17 protein-coding genes are annotated in these 19,403 nt (G+C 64.0%); 8 read left to right on the forward strand and 9 right to left on the reverse strand.

The genetic code is table 11. The features are described 5' to 3' along the window. The first annotated feature begins 68 nt into the window (after window positions 1–68). The 7 genes from AC5RTE_RS01870 to AC5RTE_RS01900 all read left to right on the forward strand — a co-directional run bounded on the left by AC5RTE_RS01870 (window position 69) and on the right by AC5RTE_RS01900 (window position 9,076). On the forward strand, window positions 69–2,075 hold the full coding sequence (locus tag AC5RTE_RS01870) for a helix-turn-helix transcriptional regulator (RefSeq protein ID WP_494039705.1): 2,007 nt from the start codon (window positions 69–71) through the stop codon (window positions 2,073–2,075). Between the two features lie 10 nt (window positions 2,076–2,085). Beyond that, window positions 2,086–2,439 (forward strand): hypothetical protein, encoded by a 354-nt coding sequence (locus tag AC5RTE_RS01875; RefSeq protein WP_494039706.1) that lies wholly within the window; start codon window positions 2,086–2,088, stop codon window positions 2,437–2,439. 26 nt (window positions 2,440–2,465) lie between these two features. Beyond that, window positions 2,466–2,738: a Sec-independent protein translocase subunit TatA gene (tatA, locus tag AC5RTE_RS01880; RefSeq protein ID WP_494039707.1), complete on the forward strand. Its 273-nt coding sequence runs from the start codon at window positions 2,466–2,468 to the stop codon at window positions 2,736–2,738. 48 nt (window positions 2,739–2,786) lie between these two features. Continuing rightward, a complete protein-coding gene (tatC, locus tag AC5RTE_RS01885; RefSeq protein WP_494039708.1) occupies window positions 2,787–3,581 on the forward strand; it encodes a twin-arginine translocase subunit TatC in 795 nt (264 codons plus the stop codon). Between the two features lie 20 nt (window positions 3,582–3,601). Continuing rightward, window positions 3,602–6,529 carry a DEAD/DEAH box helicase gene (locus AC5RTE_RS01890; RefSeq protein ID WP_494039709.1) on the forward strand — a complete coding sequence of 976 codons (2,928 nt, stop codon included), beginning with the start codon at window positions 3,602–3,604 and terminating at the stop codon, window positions 6,527–6,529. 52 nt (window positions 6,530–6,581) lie between these two features. Next, complete coding sequence (locus tag AC5RTE_RS01895) at window positions 6,582–8,237, forward strand: amidohydrolase (protein ID WP_494039710.1); 1,656 nt, start codon at window positions 6,582–6,584, stop codon at window positions 8,235–8,237. Window positions 8,238–8,332: 95 nt separating this feature from the next. Continuing rightward, window positions 8,333–9,076 carry a polyprenol monophosphomannose synthase gene (locus tag AC5RTE_RS01900; protein ID WP_494039711.1) on the forward strand — a complete coding sequence of 248 codons (744 nt, stop codon included), beginning with the start codon at window positions 8,333–8,335 and terminating at the stop codon, window positions 9,074–9,076. Window positions 9,077–9,169: 93 nt separating this feature from the next. Here the strand turns inward: AC5RTE_RS01900 and AC5RTE_RS01905 are convergent, their stop codons facing one another. The 9 genes from AC5RTE_RS01905 to AC5RTE_RS01945 all read right to left on the reverse strand — a co-directional run bounded on the left by AC5RTE_RS01905 (window position 9,170) and on the right by AC5RTE_RS01945 (window position 16,759). Next, window positions 9,170–9,517: an RNA polymerase-binding protein RbpA gene (locus AC5RTE_RS01905; protein ID WP_013600997.1), complete on the reverse strand. Its 348-nt coding sequence runs from the start codon at window positions 9,515–9,517 to the stop codon at window positions 9,170–9,172. A gap of 241 nt (window positions 9,518–9,758) precedes the next feature. Then, window positions 9,759–10,703 carry an SPFH domain-containing protein gene (locus AC5RTE_RS01910; RefSeq protein ID WP_494039712.1) on the reverse strand — a complete coding sequence of 315 codons (945 nt, stop codon included), beginning with the start codon at window positions 10,701–10,703 and terminating at the stop codon, window positions 9,759–9,761. A gap of 33 nt (window positions 10,704–10,736) precedes the next feature. After that, window positions 10,737–11,201 (reverse strand): NfeD family protein, encoded by a 465-nt coding sequence (locus AC5RTE_RS01915; RefSeq protein WP_494039713.1) that lies wholly within the window; start codon window positions 11,199–11,201, stop codon window positions 10,737–10,739. A gap of 124 nt (window positions 11,202–11,325) precedes the next feature. Further along, window positions 11,326–12,213, reverse strand: a complete 888-nt coding sequence (locus AC5RTE_RS01920) for a methyltransferase domain-containing protein (RefSeq protein ID WP_494039714.1) — start codon at window positions 12,211–12,213, stop codon at window positions 11,326–11,328. A 54-nt stretch (window positions 12,214–12,267) separates the two neighbouring features. Next, window positions 12,268–12,948 carry a peptide deformylase gene (locus AC5RTE_RS01925; protein WP_494039715.1) on the reverse strand — a complete coding sequence of 227 codons (681 nt, stop codon included), beginning with the start codon at window positions 12,946–12,948 and terminating at the stop codon, window positions 12,268–12,270. 102 nt (window positions 12,949–13,050) lie between these two features. Then, window positions 13,051–14,223, reverse strand: a complete 1,173-nt coding sequence (locus AC5RTE_RS01930) for an FAD-dependent oxidoreductase (protein ID WP_494039716.1) — start codon at window positions 14,221–14,223, stop codon at window positions 13,051–13,053. 1 nt (window position 14,224) lies between these two features. Continuing rightward, a complete protein-coding gene (locus AC5RTE_RS01935; protein WP_494039717.1) occupies window positions 14,225–14,908 on the reverse strand; it encodes a methyltransferase domain-containing protein in 684 nt (227 codons plus the stop codon). Window positions 14,909–14,925: 17 nt separating this feature from the next. Next, the gene (locus AC5RTE_RS01940) at window positions 14,926–16,119 is read right to left on the reverse strand and encodes a type III polyketide synthase (RefSeq protein ID WP_494039718.1); all 1,194 of its coding nucleotides are present in this window, start codon (window positions 16,117–16,119) and stop codon (window positions 14,926–14,928) included. 490 nt (window positions 16,120–16,609) lie between these two features. Beyond that, entirely contained in the window at window positions 16,610–16,759 is a 150-nt protein-coding gene (locus tag AC5RTE_RS01945) for a hypothetical protein (protein WP_494039719.1), read from the reverse strand. A 273-nt stretch (window positions 16,760–17,032) separates the two neighbouring features. Here AC5RTE_RS01945 and AC5RTE_RS01950 point away from each other — a divergent pair, with 273 nt between their 5' ends. Then, on the forward strand, window positions 17,033–19,378 hold the full coding sequence (locus AC5RTE_RS01950; protein ID WP_494039720.1) for a bifunctional polysaccharide deacetylase/glycosyltransferase family 2 protein: 2,346 nt from the start codon (window positions 17,033–17,035) through the stop codon (window positions 19,376–19,378). Window positions 19,379–19,403: the final 25 nt, after the last annotated feature.

Genomic DNA, 19,403 nt, shown 5'->3' on the forward strand with positions numbered 1-19,403 from the left:
AGGACCATCACATCCTGCTGCTGCCGCGCTTCCTGCGTTCCGGCACGGAGTTTAGTAACGTAACGAGGGTGTCCGCATCCCGTACTGAACGCCTCCTGAACCTCCTGATCGCCCTGCTCAACACGAGGTACGGCCTGCGCCGCAGTGAACTGCGTGACACGATCTACCGGGACACCCCGGGCAATGAGGCCTCCTTCGGACGGATGTTTGAACGCGACAAAAGCGATCTCCGCAAGTTCGGGTTCGAGGTCGAAACACTGACCGACCTTGGCTGGAGCGAAGACGATCCCGCCACCACCCGCTACCGCATCGGCAAGGAATCCAACCGCCTGCCGGAAGTCCAACTCGGACCGGGGGAGTGGACAGTACTCCTCCTGGCCTCCCAACTCTGGGAGCGGGCAGCGCTGGGCACGGCCGCCCAAAGCGCGCTGCGCAAGCTACAGGCGTCCGGCGCGATGGCGGACGTCCAGTTTCCCGCCGGTGTCCAGCCCAGGATCAAACCCGCGGGGCAGGCCTTCGACGACCTCGTTGCGGCAATGCATGCCAAACACCCCGTCACGTTCACCTACCTTGCGGGCAGCACCGGAACAGAGGAACAGCGGACCGTTGAGCCCTGGGGCCTGGGAAGCCGGTTCGGGAACTGGTACCTCGCCGGTTACGACCGCGGCCGGAAAGCCCCCCGCCATTTCCGGCTCTCCCGCTTCACCAGCGCGGTGACCACGCTCGAACGGGAGCAATTTGCGCCACCGCTCGGGTTCAACATCCGGCAGGAACTGGACCGTTTGCCGGAACTGCCGCTGCGCCCCGCCGTCTTGGACGTCCGGGAAGGGCGGCTGCTGGCACTGCGACGCCGCAGTACCGCGCCGGAGTCTGCACGGGAAACCATCCAGGACAGCCCTCGCGGCGATCAACCCGAAGCCGGGTACGAAAGGATCAGCCTGCAGTACAGGGACCCGGAGGCCCTGGCGGAAGAGCTCGCTTCCTACGGCCCTGACGCCCTGGCCGTGGCTCCCGCCGAACTTGCCGACGCCGTCCGGCGAAGACTTCACGCCGCCGCGGAGTTCAGCGCAGCCCCCGTTCCCCAGTTCCAGTTCGCCAGTGTGCCCGCCCGTTCCGTCCGGGCGCGCACTTCCGAGGACCAGCTCAAACGGATGCTTCAACTGGTCCCCTTCCTGGTGCACAACCAGGGCCTGCACATCCAGGACGTCGCCCGGCACTTCGGCATCAGCAGGAAGGAACTGGAGGATGATCTGCAAATCCTCATATGTTCAGGGCTGCCGGAGGGATACCCGGACGACCTGCTGGACATTCAGTGGGAGGATGACCACGTTTATATAACCCAGGACCTGGACCTGACCCAGCCCGTACGCTTCACCGTGCAGGAAGCCTGCGCCCTCCTGACCGGGCTGGAGACACTGAACGGGCTGCCGGAGGTAGCTGAGGACGGTGCCCTGCAATCAGTAACCCTCAAGCTCCTGGCGGCGGCCGGTGAGGAAGGCCTGCGGGCAGCCTCCCTTGCCGGGCCGGAAGTGGCACCGGCTGATGCGACCACGCACGCCACCATCCGGCAGGCCATCGAGTCGGGTTCCCAACTGCGCCTTCAGTACCTGGCTCCGCAGCGGGACAGCGTGTCGGAACGGGATGTGGACCCGCTGCGCCTCTACTCGCTGGACAGCACCTGGTACTTCGAGGCCTATTGCCATTCGGTGGAGGGGCTGAGGAATTTCCGCCTGGACCGCATACAGGACGTTCAACCGAACGGGCGGCCCGTTCCAGCAGGGACCACGCCGGCCACGGGGGCTCCGGCAAAACTTTTCACCGCCAAGGAGGACGACACCCTTGTCACCGTCCAGCTCACCCGGCAGGGGAGGGGCCTGGCGGACGACTACTACGCGGAACGCACAGCAGAACTTGACGACGGCGGGCTGGTGGCTGAGATACGGTTCGGGAATACAGCGTGGCTACCGATGTTCGTGGCCCAGCACGGCGGTTCCGCCCGTATCGTGGCTCCGGCGGAGCTTGCCGACGCTGCCCGGGCGTGGCTGGCGGCGTCGCTGGCCAGATACGGCGGCTAGACTTCAAAACATGCCTTGGTGGTCCTGGATTCTCATATGGGTGGCGCTCGTTGCGCTGTCACTGCTCCTCTATGTCTTTTTGGGCATCCGGCTGTTCCGCCAGTTCATGGCCACCCTCCGGGATCTGGGGGCGGCAGGCGAGAAGCTGGGGCACCTTGGCCCCATGGAGCAGCCGGCCATGGGCGCGGACCCGGCAAGGCCGCAGCCCGGTTCGGCAGTTTTTGCCTCGCCGACCGTCATGCGACATGATTACGAGGCATCCAAGTCATCCCGACGGGAAGAACGCCGCCTCAAACGGGTGCAGCGCAAGACGGACCGGGGCCAGCCACAGGCGCTCGGCGATCTGGACTTCACCTGGAAGTAAAATGTACTTAGACGAAAGGAATTCCCGTGGGAAGACTCTTTGATGGCCCCTGGCCCATCGTAATCATCATTGTTGTTGCTTTGCTTCTTTTTGCCGCGCCCAAACTTCCGGCCATGGCGCGCAGCCTTGGACAGTCCATGCGGATCATCAAATCCGAAGTCAAGGAAATGAAGAACGACGGCAAGACCGACTCCACTGACGCCTCAGGCCCCGTGGAAGGCACCATCGTCAACCACCCCAAGGCGCAGCACGGCGAGCCAACCGACGGCACTGACGTTCCGCCGTCGAACCGCGCCTGACCCCCAGTGGCACTGTCGAGGGCCCGTAAAGCCAACCCCGAAGGGCGGATGGCTCTTTGGGACCACCTCAAGGAGCTGAAGAACCGGCTGATCAAGTCGGCCATCGGCGTCGTCATTGGCGGCATTGGAGGATGGATACTTTACGATCCGCTGCTGAAGGCGCTGGCCGAGCCGGTCAACCGCATCTCGGCACAAACCGGCGGGCTCGCCGCAATCAACTTCGGGAGCATCGCCTCCCCGTTCGATTTCAAGCTTCAGATGTCACTGCTGATAGGGGCGGTCATCTCGAGCCCCATCTGGATCTACCAGTTGTGGGCGTTCATTACCCCGGGCCTTACCTCCAAGGAACGCCGCTACACCCTGGGCTACATGGCTGCAGCTGTCCCCCTGTTCCTTGCCGGCATCTGGATGGGCTGGCTGGTGGTGCCGCAGGTGGTCCATGCCCTGACACAGTTCACGCCGGAGGGCTCGTCCAGCGTCATTGATGCCCGCACATATATTGAGTTCGTCACGCGCATGGTCCTTGTGCTGGGAATTGCGTTCCTGGTTCCGGTGGTGCTGGTGGGCATCAACATGGCCGGCGTTATCTCCGGCCAAACCATCCTCAAGGCCTGGCGCATCACCGTGTTCCTGGTGTTTGTCCTGGCAGCCATCGCTGCCCCCGGTGCTGACGCCATTTCCATGTTCATGCTGGCCGGCCCGCTGCTGGTGCTCTTCTTCGCAGCCATCGGTGTCTGCCTGATGAACGACAAGCGCAGGGCCCGCCGTGAGGCCAAACGGATGGCCGAGACCGAGGCCACAGCCGACGTCGCCACCCCGGGCAGTGAGCTGAAGAACCTCTAAGCGCCCATTAGGCTTGGGGTATGTCCTCCAACGACGGTTCGTTCCAGCCCAGGCAGTTTCCTACCGGTCCGGGCGAGCCCGAAGAGCTTTCACCGGCGGAGAAGTACCGCCTCAGCGCCGAGCAGCGGGCCGAGGCAGCCACCTACCTCGGCGCTTTCTCCCGCACCCTCGACTTTGAACTCGATGATTTTCAGCGCCAGGCCTGCCGTTCGCTGCAGGAGGGCAGGGGAGTGCTGGTTGCGGCGCCTACCGGGGCCGGCAAAACGATTGTCGGCGAATTCGCCATCTACCTTGCCCTCGAACGGGGCCTGAAGGCTTTTTACACCACACCCATCAAGGCACTGAGCAACCAGAAGTTCACCGAGCTCAGCGACAAGTACGGCTCCGACAGCGTGGGCCTCCTGACCGGTGACACCAGCATCAACGGTGACGCTCCAGTGGTGGTGATGACCACTGAAGTCCTCCGCAACATGCTCTACGCCGATTCAGCAACCCTGGGCGACCTGGGCTACGTGGTCATGGACGAGGTGCACTACCTTGCCGACCGCTTCCGCGGTGCCGTCTGGGAAGAAGTCATCATCCATCTCCCCAGCGAAGTGCAGGTGGCCTCCCTCAGCGCCACGGTCTCCAATGCCGAGGAGTTCGGTGCGTGGCTTGATACGGTGCGCGGCGACACGGACATCATTGTGTCCGAGCACCGGCCCGTGCCGCTGTGGCAGCACGTCATGGTGGGCCGCCAGATCATGGACCTTTTTGCCGGCGAGACAACCTTCGACGAGATAGCTCCGCCCGTGGATGCTGACGAAGCGCAGCCGGACTCCCGCAAGGACACTGCCGCGAGCCGTGGTTTTGATGTAAACCCCGATCTCCTCACGGTTGCCCGCAGCGAAAGCATGCAAAGCTTCCGTGCCAGGTCTGCCCCCGGCCGCGGCCAACGCGGCAGGCGAGGGAACGACCGTCCAGGCAGGGGCGGCGACGAACGCGGCGTCCGCCCGGCGAGCCGGCCGCAGGTCATCGCAAGCCTGGACCGCATGGACCTCCTCCCGGCCATTACCTTCATCTTCTCCCGGGCCGGCTGTGATGCTGCCGTTGCCCAATGCGTCGGTTCGGGCCTGTGGCTCACCACCGAAAAAGAGCAGCGGATCATCGCGGAGCGCGTGGACGAGGCCGGCCGCGACATCCCCCCGGACGACCTCGACGTTCTGGGCTTCTGGACCTGGCGTGATGGCCTGCTGCGCGGCTTCGCCGCCCACCACGCCGGCATGCTGCCCACCTTCAAGGAAGTGGTGGAGAAGCTCTTCGCGGACGGACTGGTGAAGGCCGTCTTCGCCACCGAAACCCTCGCCCTGGGCGTCAACATGCCTGCCCGCTCCGTTGTGCTCGAAAAGCTGGACAAATTCAACGGCGAAGCGCACGTGGACATCACCGCAGGGGAATACACGCAGCTGACCGGGCGCGCCGGGCGGCGGGGCATCGACGTCGAAGGCCACGCCGTGGTGCTCTGGCAGCCTGGTACAGACCCGACGGCGGTGGCCGGCCTGGCTTCACGGCGCACTTATCCCTTGAACTCAAGTTTCCGGCCCACCTACAACATGAGCATCAACCTCCTGGCCCAGTTCGGGCGGGCCAGGGCGCGCGAAATCCTGGAATCCTCTTTCGCGCAGTTCCAGGCGGACCGCTCGGTGGTGGGCCTGGCAAAGCAGGTCCGCAGCCGCGAGGAATCGCTGGCGGGCTATGCGAAATCGATGACCTGCCATCTCGGCGACTTCACAGAGTACGCGCGGTTGCGCCGGGAACTGTCCGACGCCGAAAACGTCACTTCCCGGACCAAGTCACGCGCCCGGAAGTCACTTAGCGATGATTCATTGGCGCGCCTGCTCCCGGGAGACGTGGTGAATGTCCCCGGCGGGCGGGCCCCCGGACCGGCGATTGTGCTGAGCTCGGACCACAGCAGCCGCGAGCCCCGGCCCGCCGTGCTGACGCTGGACAACCAGCTGCGCCGGATCGGGACCGACGATCTCGAAGGTCCCATTGCTCCGGTGACGCGCATCCGAATACCCAAGTCCTTCAATGCGAAGGTGCCCAAATCGCGGCGCGACCTGGCATCATCAGCACGGAACGCGCTGCGGGAGAACCGCCCGCCGGCCCCAGGCAACAACCGCAACAACGACTTCGGCCTCGCCACCGCCCTGCCGAACCAGGAAAAGCGCATCGCTGACCTGCGACGCGCCCTCCGCGCGCACCCGTGCCACGGATGCAGCGAACGGGAGGACCACGCCCGCTGGTCAGAACGCTGGTGGAAGCTCCGGCGGGAGACGGACGGGCTGGTCCGGCAGATCCAAGGCCGCACCAACACCATTGCCAAGACTTTTGACCGGGTCTGCGACGTCCTTTCCTCCTACGGATACCTGGAGCCGACACCGGACGGCAGGCTGAACATCAGCCCTGACGGACAGAGGCTGAGGCGGATTTACGGGGAAAAGGACCTTCTGATTTCCCAGTCCCTCCGTCTTGGCGCCTTCGACGACCTTGACGCCGTGGAAGTCGCCGCCCTGGCCAGTGTCCTGGTGTACCAGGCCAAGCGCGAGGACCGCGGCATGCGGCCGAGGATGCCAAGTATCTCACTGGAGACCTCGGTGGACATCGTTGTCCGGGAGTGGTCCGCCCTGGAAGATACGGAAGAGGAAAACAAACTTCCGTTGACCGGCGAACCGGAACTGGGCCTGGTATGGCCCATCTACAAGTGGGCCCGCGGCCGGCACCTGCAGGACGTCCTGAGTGGAACGGACCTTGCCGCCGGCGACTTTGTCCGCTGGGTGAAGCAGGTGGTTGACCTGCTGGACCAACTGGCGAAGATTCCCGGCCTGGACCCGCGCCTCGCACGCCTTTGTTCCGACGCCATCGCACTGATCCGCCGCGGCGTTGTGGCCTACTCGTCCGTCCTCTGACCCCACCGCCTGCTGTTGCCGGCCGTCCTACTTCCAGGAGTTTCGCTTTCCTATGCCCCGTCCCGAAGACCAGCCCGGATCCCGCCCCAAGACCAAGCCTGTCCTTTACCGCAACGGCTCGGTGTATACGGCCGCTGACCCCTTTGCTTCGGCCATGCTGGTGGATGGTGACACGGTGGCGTGGGTTGGATCGGAACAGGCAGCATCTTCGATCGCTGACAGTTCAATGGAGGTCATTGACCTCCGCGGAGCCCTGGTTGCCCCCGGCTTCGTAGACTCCCACATGCATCTGACAGAGACAGGAATTGCCTTGGAGTCTCTGTCACTGCAGGACGTGAGGTCGGCCAGGGAGCTCCTTGACGCTGTCGCTGCTGCGCCCGGTGACGGCCCGGTCCTGGGGCATGGCTGGGACGACACCACCTGGACGGACGGCACCCTCCCCACGGCTGAGCAGCTGGAAAGGGCGGCAGGGGGCCGCCCTGTCTACCTCTCCCGCGTTGACGTCCATTCGGCCCTAGTCTCGGCGTCCCTGGCTGCAGCGGCCGGCCTCCGCGGGCTTGATGGTTTCGACGGCGGCCCAAGGGTACGGCTGGCGGCGCACGCAGCAGCCCGGCAGGCAACTCGGCGGCTCCCGGCCGAGGTGCTCGCAAGGCACCAGGGCCGTGCCCTCGCCGAGGCCGCAGCCAATGGCTACGTGGCAGTGGCGGAGATTGGCGCTCCACACATCGGCGGTGCCCTTGATCTTCAACTTGCGGGGAACTGGAACAGCAACGGCGGCACAGCCACGCCGGAAGTCCTGACTTACTGGGGCGAACTGGCTTCATCGGAAGAACACGCCCGCAGCATTCTTGACCAGCTGGGTGTCAGCGTCCGGGGACTGGCCGGCGACCTGAACATCGACGGTTCCATAGGGTCACGGACAGCAGCCCTGCGGTCCGGCTACAGCGACGCCCCCAACGAGTCCGGCAGCCTCTACCTGAGCGTCGGGGAGGCAGCGGCCCATCTTGCTGCTTGTTCCCTGGCCGGGATCCAGGGTGGTTTCCACGTCATTGGCGACGCCGGGCTGGATGCAGCTTTGGAAGCGTTGGACCTGGCAGCGGCCGAGGTTGGGGAGCAGAGGATTCGGGCGGCAGGCCACCGGTTTGAGCACGTGGAGATGGTGGAACCGGCCGCTGTTGCCACATTGGCCCGATACTCCGTTACAGTCAGTGCCCAACCCGCATTTGACGCTGCCTGGGGCGGTCCAGGCGGGCTCTACGAGACACGCCTGGGGGAGCGGAGCAGATCCATGAATCCCTTTGCCAGCCTGTTTTCTGCAGGGGTTCCAGTCTGTTTTGGCAGCGACAGCCCCGTAACGCCGCTGCGCCCCTGGTCCAGCGTCAGGGCCTGCCTTGAGCACCACAACGAGGCTGAACGGATTTCGGCACGGGCCGCTTTCCTGGGCCACACCCGGGCAGGCTGGAGGGCCGCCAAGTACCACAACCCCATGGCGGGCCAGCTTGTCCCCGGAGCGCCGGCCAGTTTCGCGGTCTGGGAAGTCGAGGAGTTGATGGTGCAGGTGGCCGACGGAAGGGTCCAGTCGTGGAGCACCGATCCCCGGGCCCGGACACCCTTGCTGCCGGCACTGGACACCGGCTCGGATCCCGTGTGCCTGCAGACTGTCAGGGACGGCGTGGAACTGCACACGAGCCCTGCGCTGCGTTCCTGACCCCTCCAGTCTCCGCCCTATAATGGGTAGCTGCGCCTGCCAGCGAATTCGCTCGCCCGCGGGTGCACCGACCGTTCCCTTCAGGAAGGCCTTCTGTGCGCGTCCTTACCATCATCCCCACCTACAACGAGCTGGAATCGCTGCCTATTACGCTGCAGCGGCTCCGCGCAGCCGTCCCGGCTTCGGACGTGCTGGTGGTGGATGACAACAGCCCTGACGGCACTGGCCGGCTCGCCGATGGCATCGCTGCCGAGGACTCGCAGGTGCATGTACTGCACCGCAAGGGCAAGGAAGGCTTGGGGGCTGCCTACATCGCCGGCTTCAAGTGGGGCCTTGATGCCGGCTATGACGTCCTTGTGGAGATGGACGCTGACGGTTCCCATCAGCCCGAACAGCTTCCCCAGCTCCTTGAGGCCATCGACCAGGGCGCCGACCTTGCCATGGGATCCCGCTGGGTTCCCGGCGGAAGCGTCGTGAACTGGCCGCTGTACCGGCAGGCCATCTCAAGGGTGGGAAGCACCTACGCACGCCTGATGCTGGGCCTGAAGATCAAAGACGTAACCGGCGGATACCGCGCGTTCCGCAGGACCACGTTGGAAAAGCTCAACCTGGACCAGGTGGACTCGGTGGGCTACGGCTTCCAGGTGGACCTTGCCTGGCGGGTGGCCCGCATGGGTCTCCGGATCGAGGAACGGCCCATTACCTTTGTGGAGCGGGAACTTGGAGCCTCCAAAATGAGCGGCAACATCGTGGTTGAAGCCATGATCAACGTCACCAAATGGGGACTCCAGGCCCGTTGGAACACCCTTACGCGGAAGAAGTTGCCGGCACAGCGGTAAGCGCGCACCCGCTTGCCGCCCAGAAGCAGAGTGGCAAACAGCAAGGGCCGTCTCCCACAATGTGGGGACGGCCCTTGCTTTCAATACAAGGTACTATGCGGAGCGGCGCTCTCCACGGCGTTCGCGCAGGATGGTCAGCCGGTCCTCGAGGATCTGCTCCAGCTCGGGGAGGGAGCGGCGTTCCAGCAGCATGTCCCAGTGCGTGCGGACGGCTTTGTCATTGCTGGTGTCCGGGCGTTCGCCGTCGACCAGGAGCGCTTCCTTGCCGGTCTTGGAAACCCAAACCGGGGGAATCTCCGCCTCGGAGGAGAACGTCACAAAAACCTGCTCGCCGTCCTCGCACCGGTACTCGACGCGCTGACGCGGAGCCGGCTCAACTCCGGACTCGGTCTCCATGCTCTGCGCGCCAAGGCGCATGCCCCGCAGGCTGCGATCGCTCATGTTTTCTCCCTCTGGTCGGTTCGCGGAGTAAAAACCCGCGCTAGCCGGCGGCTGAAAAACACCGCCGGACTACTGTGTGCTCTGTGCTGCATCTTAAGATTCAACGCATTGCGAAGCTTGGTTGTTCCAGCGGATCTGCTCCTGCCGGACAAATACCCAATTATACGGGTGCGGGCCATGGCAACCAAAACCAAGGGGGACCGGCATCCGCTGCCGGCCCCTCGCCGTGTGTTTCCTGCTCCTAATGCTCGGAGGGTTTGGCTCCCACTTCGTCGAACAGCCCGGCTACGGCAGGATCCGGGTTTGTTCCGCCCAGGGCGTTGCCGATCCCCTTAAGGGCCTCGCCGACTTCGCTGGGGATGATCCACAACTTGTTGGAGGATCCTTCCGCAAGCTTCGGAAGGGTCTGCAGGTATTGGTATGCCAATAGTTTCTGGTCCGGGTTGCCCTTGTGGATGGCGTCGAAAACCTTCTGGATTGCCTGAGCCTCGCCGTCGGCCCGCAGGATCGCGGCCTTGGCGTCGCCTTCCGCCGCCAGGATGGACGCCTGGCGCTGGCCTTCGGCGGTCAGGATGGCTGACTGCTTGGTACCTTCGGCAGTAAGGATTGCGGCGCGGCGGTCCCGCTCCGCGCGCATCTGCTTCTCCATGGAGTCCTGTATGGAGTGCGGCGGATCGATGGCCTTGAGCTCGACGCGGGAGACACGGATGCCCCAGCGCCCGGTGGCCTCGTCCAGCACCCCGCGCAACTGCCCGTTAATCTGGTCACGGGAGGTCAACGCTTCTTCGAGGTTCAGGCCGCCCACAACGTTGCGGAGAGTGGTGGTTGTCAGCTGTTCCACTGCCTGGATGTAGTTGGCGATCTCGTACGTTGCGGCCCTCGGGTCCGTGACCTGGAAATAGACAACGGTGTCGATGGAGACCACCAGGTTATCCTCGGTGATCACCGGCTGCGGAGGGAACGAAACAACCTGTTCGCGCAGATCCAGCAACGGCAGAAGCCGGTCCACGAACGGAATCAGGATGGTCAGCCCTGGGTTGAGCGTCCGCTGGTACTTGCCCAGCCGTTCAACCACGCCTGCACGGGCCTGCGGAATGATCCGCACCGCCCGGACCAGAACGATTATCACAAACACGATCAGGACCACCAGCACAATAGCCAATGCAGTTCCTCCTGCGTTATCCATACATCTCCTTGTTCCCCATGTGTTCAGGCTGTATCAGGACGGGCTTGCTGCTTCCGGCGGCACGGCCACCAGCGCCGTGGCTCCATCGATGGCGGATACCACTACTTTTTGGCCGGCGGGTAGGACACCGCCTGCGGAACGTGCGGTCCAAATGTCTCCGCCGATTTTAACGAGGCCGCCCTCGGACGTGACCGGCTCCATCACAGTGGCCGTCTCACCGATGAGACGGTCGACATTCGTGCGCTGCTCGGAGGGGCCGTTTTTCAGATGGGCCAGTGCGACGGGCCGGACGAAGGCAATCATGAGCAGGGACACCACACAAAAAACGACGATCTGCAGCCAGAGGTCAGCGCCCGCGAAGTCTGCTGCCAGCGCGGCGAGGGTTCCGCCGCCGAGCATAATGAAAAACAGGTCAAGGGTGATCATCTCGATCACTGCAAACGCCAGGAAGGCGGTGAGCCATAATGCCCACCAGTTTTCCCCGAGCCATTCGAACAATGTTTCCCCTTTCCGACGGGGAGCCGAACGGGGTCACCGCCAGTGACTGTCCTCTTAATATTAGTGCGGCCTGGCCAGCGGTGGGCGGGCTTCCACCGGTGGTGGGGGGATAGTGGCCAAGTCGTTACTCCGCAGCCGGTTTGCTGCCTCTAAAGACTGTCAGTCGGAACTTCGCTTCTGCTGCAATCGGCTCGGACATGCCTGCCAGCCGTTCAGCGAGGTGCCCCTGATCAAGGTGGTGGCCAGCCGGCCCCATGAAGGCCAGGTCAGCAGCCTGCCGCCGTGTCAGCGCCAGGGGTACGTCGACGTCAATGCTTTTTTCGGGGTGGAAGTGGCTTCCCATCGTTTCGGTCAGCCTGGCTTCCTTGCCTTCCTCGATGCCGAGCATCCCGGTTATTGCAGCGATGGCGGCGAGATGGCCGCTCCGGGGCGTGACCACCACCAGGCGGCCTGTGGGCCGGAGGACGCGGGCAAACTCGGCCGCATTGCGCGGGGCAAAAATGACCGTAATGGCATCTACTGACGCGTCTGCCAGCGGCAGCGGCTGCCAGACGTCCGAAACCAGGTTCAAAGCCTCGGGGTTGAGCCGGGCCGCCCGGCGCAGGGCGAATTTGGAGATATCCAGGCCAAGCGCAGCCACTTTGCCGCGGTGATGGGCTGCCGCTTCGTCCAGCACGGACCTCAGGTAGTGACCGGTTCCCGTTCCTGCATCAAGGACAGCGCCGCGTTCCCCGGGCAGGCAGGGTACGACGGCGGCGGCCACCGCAGCTGCCAGCGGCCGGTAGTGCCCCGCATCCAGGAAGTCGCAGCGCGCCTGGACCATGTCAGCAGAGTCAGCCTCGAAGGCAGTGCCCTTTCCCACCAGCAGGTTGAAATAGCCCTGCCGCGCGGCGTCGTAACTATGGCCTGAAGGACAGACCAGCCGGCCCTGCCCGGCTGGACCTGCGGCCAAGAGTTCCAGCAGGTTCCGGCACACCGGGCACAGTAGAGGAAGGTCCGTGGTGGAGGGCATGGAACCATCCTAGGGCTGCCGCAGCCGATTCCTGCGGCACTCGGGGCGCCGGCGTCAGCGGATGCTGATACCGGCAGGACCGGCGTCGAAACCGAGGCCCTGCTGCGCCTTGCCGATGCCCGGCTCGGCCCAATGGGCGGCGTATTCGGCGTTGCTGCTCAGGGACCGGAGCTGTGCGCGGTCAAGGTACAGCACACCGTTCAGGTGGTCAGTTTCGTGCTGCACAATCCTGGCCTGCCAGCCGGAAAACTCCCGCTCCACGGCGCTTCCCTCCGGTGTCTGGAACTCAAGAAGCACCTTTTCGTGCCGGGCCACCACGGCCTGGAGTCCGTTGAGTGAAAGGCAACCCTCGTAAAAGGACGCGAGGCCGGAAGCCAGCGGTGTGTAGCGGGGGTTCAGGACGGCGAGGAAGTCCAGAGGGTTCCGGTGACGGAGGGCAGCAGCGTCGGGATCGACGTCGTACTGGTCCTCCATGACGGCCAGCTGCAGCGGTATCCCGAGTTGGGGCGCTGCCAGCCCAACACCAGGAGCCTCGTGCATTACCTCGCGCATCAGCGATATCAGGCGCCCGAGCTGGTCATCGGACAACTGCCCGTCAAAGGCGGCAGCGCGCTGCCGGAGTGCGGGATGGCCTGCCTGCACGATCGGCGGGAGGGAACCGGCCGCAAGCATCCGCTCCACTGCTTCACGGAGCTGCTCTGCGGTGTGCGTGGTCTCGGGCAAGCTTTGGCTCATGGGGAAAGCCTAACCGCCGGCCGGCAGACCGTCCTTCCGCTCGGCTGTTGGCCATGCTGAGCTGACCAAAGCCGGAAACGGACTTACTGTCAGCCAGGACAGCTACCACTGCTGCATCGTGAAGCGCCTCGCCACCCAACGGTTGACAGCGGGAGTGGCGGCAGCGGCGCTCATCCCCAGGTTCCGCAGGTCCAGCAACGGCCTGGGCAGCGGCCGTCCCAGCATCATGTTGATCTCAGACTGCCGCTTGGCCGCCGCGGCGGCCCGCCGGCGTCGAACCTGGAATTCCCGGAGCCGCCATTCCACGTCCTGGTGGCGGATTCCGTGTGCCAACGCTGCCTGAATGATGGGGGAGAGGTCCTGGGCATCCAGCCAGCCGAGGTTCATGCCCTGGCCACCAATGGGACTGATCTCGTGCGCGGCATCGCCGAGCAGGAACACTCTGCCGGCCAGCATGCTCCGGGCCACGGTGGACCTGACGCTGAACGCGCTCACCATGGTGTTGGTGCCCGCGTCCGGAAGAATCCCGGTCCGGCGCAGGACCAGTTGTGCCAGATCCTCCGGCGCGGTGGTACGGGCAGGGCTTTCCAGCCGGACGACCCACCGGCGCACTGTGCCCGGCAGCGGAAAGGACTCGACAATTCCGCCCGTTTCGAGGAACAGGACCGCCCGCTCGCCGTAGAGCCCGGAGTCCCGGAAGTCACCCATGAGGTAGTGGTCCGGGTAGTCCTTCCTGCTTACCGGCACTCCCAGGAGATCACGCATCGGCGACCGGGCGCCGTCGGCCGCCACCACGAGGGACGCGGTGAAGGACGCCCTTCGTCCCTTGGCGCCGTCTGCGGGTTCGCCCACCACGGTGACTGATCCGGCGTCGTCCGCGATGTCCCTGACGCGCACACCCCTGACCAGGGCGCCGGAGTCGAGTTGGTGGACGCGCTCCTCCAGGAGCTGCTCGGTCCTGTACTGGGGCAGGGCCAGGACGAAAGGATAAGTTTCCGACGCCCCGGCAAACGGCATGACGCCCACCGTTTTCCCGCCACTGACAGCCATGCCCTCCCGGATCCGCACCCCGTTGCGGACCGCGGAAGCGGCAATTTCCACTTCCTGCAGTGCCTCCAGTGCAGGTGGGTGGATGCCGATGGCCCGTGAGTGCAGGTTCCTGGCCTGCCGCTGTTCAAGTACTCGAACACGGACACCCTCCTGCAGCAGCAGGGCGGCCAGGTACAAACCCACCGGACCGCCACCGACGATTAGGACATCCGTTGACCGTGCCACTTCATGTCCTGCGCAGGGCGAGAACCTGATGGAACGTGGTGGTGGCTTCGACCAGCCAGCCCAGGGGAGCGAGGGCGGTAAGTTCGGAAAGGGTGTAGCTCCTGCGGATGGATGTCAGGCCGTCCGCCCGAATGAAGGAATGCGGGAACGGCAGGGCTGCGGCGGAGAAAAGGGCATACGCCGCAGGGCTGCGCCTCAGGTCATTGTGCAGCGCTTTGCTGATGCAGAGGGCAGCCGAGTCGGCGAGCAGCTGCTGCAGTTCGGCCTCCGACAGGTGGTGCAGGACGTGGTTCGAAATGACGAAGTCGAACCGCCTGCCCTCGCGGACCAGATCAGCGCTGTGCGCCTGCCGGAACTCGACGCCGGGAAGGAGCGGACGTCCCCTCGCATATGCCGCCGCTCGCGGATCAGGGTCTATGCCGGTGACCTTCAGCGGAAGTCCGTCCCTGCCCGCCCAGCGCGCCAGCTGATAGGGGAGGTCCCCTCCGCCGCAGCCGATGTCCAGCAGGGTGGCCGGAGCCGTGCAGCGGGCCAGATGAGGACGAAGCTCCCGGACGTACAGCCTTCGCCATCCGGACAGCGCGCGGTTAATCACCGCGAACTGGCGGTAGGTGTTCTGCAGGCGCCCGACATCGCAATCAGGAGCATCCATCAATTCCACGGCATCGACGGCGCGCTGCCGCATCAGCAGGTCCAAGGCGCTCAGGAGACAGGTACTTCCGCGGCGGCGTGCCCGGCGGCCTGGTCCACCAGTGCCGTCGCGGGAGCCTGCCGCAGCTTGGTGAACAGGGCGGTTTCCACCGTAAGTCCCGGGCCGAATGCCATGGAGCAGATCCGTTCATCCCCGTCCTGCGGATCCTGCTCCAAGATGTGTTTGAGGACAAACAGCACCGTGGCGCTGCTCATGTTTCCGTAGTTCCGCAACGTCTCCCGCGCCGGGACCAGCTGTTCGTCAGTGAGTTCCAGCCGGGACTGGACTTTGTCCAGGATGCTCCGCCCGCCGGGGTGGATGGCCCAGTGCCGGATGGACGTGTAGGGGAGTGCCTCCAGCTCCGGGTCGCGGGCGAGGAGGGGCTGCAGGGCACCGACGATGTGGTCGTCAATGATGTGCGGCACGTAATTTCCCAATACCATTTCGAAGCCGTGGTCGCCGATGTTCCACGCCATCGAGTCCTCGCCGACCGGTGTGAGCACCGTTTCGAAATGGTCAAGCTGGAGCAGGGACTTATCCTCGGCACCGCTGCGTGCAGTGACGACGGCGGCGGCGGCACCATCGGCGAAAAGGGCTGAGCCCATGATGGTGTCCGGATCATTGGAGGTACGCACGTGCAGGGAGCAAAGCTCTGCGCACACCACCAGGACAACTGCCTGCGGGTCGGCTTCGCAGAACAGCTTGGCAGCCCGAAGTGCGGGAAAAGCTGCATAGCAGCCCATGAATCCCAGGTGGTAGCGCTGCACGGCCGGATCCAAACCTAGTTCGCGGACGATCTTGTAGTCCGGGCCAGGGTTAAAGAACCCCGTACAGGACACGGTCACGAGATGAGTTATGTCAAGTAAGTCAATTTCGGGGGCTGCGTCCACCGCAGCACGGGCGGCCTGGACGAAGAGCTTGGTCGCCTCGCGGCCGAAGATGTCATTACGGACCTTCGTGCTGGGGTTCAGCAGCAGGCCGGTGTCAGGGTCAAAGAACTGGGGATCGTCCGAGCGGAAATCCGCGGTCAGTTCCTCCACGGCGGAATAGCGGGTATCAATGGCGGCAGAGTCGAAACAGGTGCTGACCAGCCGCGAGCCAAGCCTGGACAAACCGGGCTGGGCCGCAAACACGTCACGTGCTTCTGTTTGGATCAGCATCGTTTTTGGAACTGCAGTTTCAAGTGATCGCACGTAGACCGTCATTGACTCATTCTTAACGAGCGCCCGCAATAAGACAATGACCTGCGGAGACATCCTGTCGTGGCATGGTTTGTTCCGTATCCTCGAGGGCCAATTCCTGCCCCTTCCGACTCCGTTCCAAAACGCCGATAATCTACATTATGTCAAGTAGCGTTGAGAAGGGCCTCCCCAATGCCGCGCCCTTTTGCGGGCCTTGGTGGCGGGTGCTGCCGCGTCTGCTTGAGGCTGGCTCCTGGGACCACGGCGCCGGAGAACGCCGGCGACTGGCCGCTCCATCCGAAAACTCCCAGTTGAGCGGACAGGAAAACTCCCAGTTGAGCGGACAGGGCCGGCAGGTGAAACGGAGCCGGATCAGGGGCAGCTATCACACTGGTTCTGCCTATCCCGGCAGCACTCCCCTGACGGGTGCGCTGCGGACGGCTGCAACAACAGCGGACCGCACGAGTGACCGTTCCACCTGGTCTCTCCCGGCGTTCAGCCAGGCGCCGGCAGACTAGCGCCGCGGTCCTATACCGGCGCCTACGATTGCTCCAACGCCCAGTCCCACGGCAAAGCCGATAAACGGGCTGTCAAAGACAGCGAGACCCAGGGTGATCCCGACGGCGGCGCCTACGAGGCAGCAGATCCACAGCGCTTTATTCATTGGACCTGATGCTACCGGCAGAAATGCTGGGAGTACCGCCCTGGCACTGATGAGTATCCATACAGGTACGTTGCCGTGGAAAACACGAGTACAAGCTACGCATGTGCCGCAGCGGGGGCGCTCATAGTCTTCTTGACACGGTGACACTCCGGGAAATGCTGGGTCCGGGGCCACGCAGTGGGCAGATCAAACCCCGATCCGCCCTCCTTCGGTTGTCATCTCTCCGTGCCCCTGTAAAGACACCTGCAGGCAAGATTCCCTCTTAAGGTAATCATGACGAAACCAGCTCCTCCGCACTCAATCGGCAGGGCCCCTGTCTTTTTCGATGCCACCGGCTACCGCTGGCAGAGAGTTCTCAGCCTCCTACTGGCCGGCGTGCTGTTGGTGGTCCTCTCAGCGGTGGGCATCCTCCCGGCCGCAACCGCGCCGTTGAGGCCGGGGCAACAAAACCAGGCCTCGGACTATCCACGGAACCTGCTTGCGCTGCAGGACCTCGAAAACATCCCGAGGATCGGTTACCAGGAGCGCACCTCGGTCTACCACCGCATAGCACTGGTGGATCACAGGGACGGTAAAACGCTCCTCAAGGACCCCTTCAGCGACACCGTATGGCGGGAAGCCACGCCGGCGGAAATCGCACTGATCGGTGACAGTCCTTACGTCATGGAAGCCTATGGCGAGCCGATGGCCAAGACCATCATGCTGACGTTCGACGACGGGCCGGACCCGCGCTTCACGCCCGAAATCCTGGATCTGCTGTCCAAGGAGGGAGTACCGGCAACGTTCTTCCCCGTGGGTGACAACATCGTCAAGTACCCGGACCTCTTCAAGCGGACCATCCGCGAAGGGCACATGATCGGCAACCACACGATGTCCCATATAGATTTTTGGGCACATGACGATGCCTTTAACCGGCAGCAGATTATTGGGGCGGACCGTGTGATGCGGGCGATGGACCACTACGATACAAGGCTGTTCCGGATCCCCACCGGCAACCCGGAAAACAACGCCCTTGCCCTGCTGCAGGCGCAGCAACTGGGGTATCTGCACGTCAACATGGACATTGATACCCGCGACTGGGAGTACGCGCCCGGAGTGCCGATTCAAGCCCCCGAACTGGACGGCCAGGGCCACATCGTTTTGATGCACGACGCCGGCGGTGACCGCACCGCAACTGTCAACATGCTGAAGGAATTCATCCCGCGCGCCAAAGCGCAGGGCTACACCTTCACCACAGTCCAGCCACTTTTGCCCGCGGACTTTGTACCCCAGCGCTCTGCCCCTGCCACGCTGGAGGACAACGTCACCCTCGCAGCGGTGACCACCTACCTGGTCACCCCTAACGTCCTGCTGAACTGGCTGTTCTGGTTCGGCATCGGGTCCCTGACCATCCTCACATTCCTGTTCGTTGTCCTGGCCCTGATTAATAACGCACGGCAAAAGAGGCGCCGCTGGGACAACATCAAGGAAACGGAATGGCCGTTCGTCAGTGTGGTGCTGCCTGTGTTCAATGAAGAACCGGTGGTGACCAAAACCCTTGATGCCCTCCGGGCCAGCGACTATCCACTGATGGAAGTCGTGGCGGTGAACGACGGCTCAACAGACGGGACGCTGGCAGTTCTGACGGAGTATGCCAAGACGTGGCCCCAACTCCGTGTCATCAACCAGCCCAACGGCGGGAAGTCAGTGGCGAGTAACCACGGCATCAATGAGTCCTGGGGAGAAATCATCATCACGCTCGATGGCGACACGTTGTTCGAGCCCCAAACCATCAAGATGTTTGCGCGGCACTTCATGGCTCCCCGAAACGGCAAGGAGGTGGGGGCTGTCGCCGGGCATGTCAAGGTGGGCAACCGGCGGAACCTCATCACTGCCTGGCAGAGCCTGGAATACCTGTCCGGGATTTGTGTGACGCGGATGGCGGAGGGCCTTATGGGGGCAATCTCGATCGTGCCCGGGGCCTGTGCCGCCTGGCGGCGGGAAGCGCTGCTGAAGGCTGGCGGTTACTCCCATGACACCCTGGCAGAAGACGCCGACCTTACCCTTTCCCTGCAGCGCCTGGGGTACAGCATCGTCCAGGAGAACGAAGCGGTGGCCTGGACCGAGGCGCCGCTGACGGTACGCGGTTTGTTCAAGCAGCGGCTTCGCTGGACCTACGGCAACATCCAGACCCTGTACAAGCACCGTGGCATGCTTTTCAACCCCAAGTTCGGAGCACTCGGCTTGCTCACCATGCCGTACGCACTGATCTCCGTGCTTGTGCCGCTGATCTTTATGCCGCTGACCGTCATCGTGGCCATCAGCAGCCTGGCCCGTGGAGAATGGCAGGCAATCGCGCTTTTCTCTGCCTTTGTTGCCGCAACCCATATGCTCATCTCCATAGTGGCGGTATTGATGGTGCGTGAGAGTCTCCTGCACCTGCTCATGGTGCCCATCTACCGGCTCATTTACGAACCTCTGCGCGCGTACGTGGTTTTCGGATCCGCCATCCAGGCCCTGCGGGGCTCCGCCGTGGGATGGTACAAACCCGAACGCACCAACAGCGTGACGGTGTCCGCCTTGCCGCCCAATTCCGCCCTTCCAGAGACGTTCGGGCCGCTCTCCCCCAGTTCCGCCTGAACCGGCACCGACTTGGCTGTAGCTC

The sequence above is a fragment of the Arthrobacter sp. K41 genome (genome assembly GCF_059089645.1).

Coding starts and splice junctions, on each gene's coding strand:
- AC5RTE_RS01875 (WP_494039706.1), top strand. CDS start 2,086: ATGCCTTGGTGGTCCTGGATTCTCATATGGGTGGCGCTCGTTGCGCTG.
- tatC (WP_494039708.1), top strand. CDS start 2,787: ATGGCTCTTTGGGACCACCTCAAGGAGCTGAAGAACCGGCTGATCAAG.
- AC5RTE_RS01890 (WP_494039709.1), top strand. CDS start 3,602: ATGTCCTCCAACGACGGTTCGTTCCAGCCCAGGCAGTTTCCTACCGGT.
- AC5RTE_RS01895 (WP_494039710.1), top strand. CDS start 6,582: ATGCCCCGTCCCGAAGACCAGCCCGGATCCCGCCCCAAGACCAAGCCT.
- AC5RTE_RS01905 (WP_013600997.1), bottom strand. CDS start 9,517: ATGAGCGATCGCAGCCTGCGGGGCATGCGCCTTGGCGCGCAGAGCATG.
- AC5RTE_RS01910 (WP_494039712.1), bottom strand. CDS start 10,703: ATGGATAACGCAGGAGGAACTGCATTGGCTATTGTGCTGGTGGTCCTG.
- AC5RTE_RS01920 (WP_494039714.1), bottom strand. CDS start 12,213: ATGCCCTCCACCACGGACCTTCCTCTACTGTGCCCGGTGTGCCGGAAC.
- AC5RTE_RS01925 (WP_494039715.1), bottom strand. CDS start 12,948: ATGAGCCAAAGCTTGCCCGAGACCACGCACACCGCAGAGCAGCTCCGT.
- AC5RTE_RS01935 (WP_494039717.1), bottom strand. CDS start 14,908: ATGCGGCAGCGCGCCGTCGATGCCGTGGAATTGATGGATGCTCCTGAT.
- AC5RTE_RS01940 (WP_494039718.1), bottom strand. CDS start 16,119: ATGACGGTCTACGTGCGATCACTTGAAACTGCAGTTCCAAAAACGATG.
- AC5RTE_RS01945 (WP_494039719.1), bottom strand. CDS start 16,759: ATGAATAAAGCGCTGTGGATCTGCTGCCTCGTAGGCGCCGCCGTCGGG.
- AC5RTE_RS01950 (WP_494039720.1), top strand. CDS start 17,033: ATGACGAAACCAGCTCCTCCGCACTCAATCGGCAGGGCCCCTGTCTTT.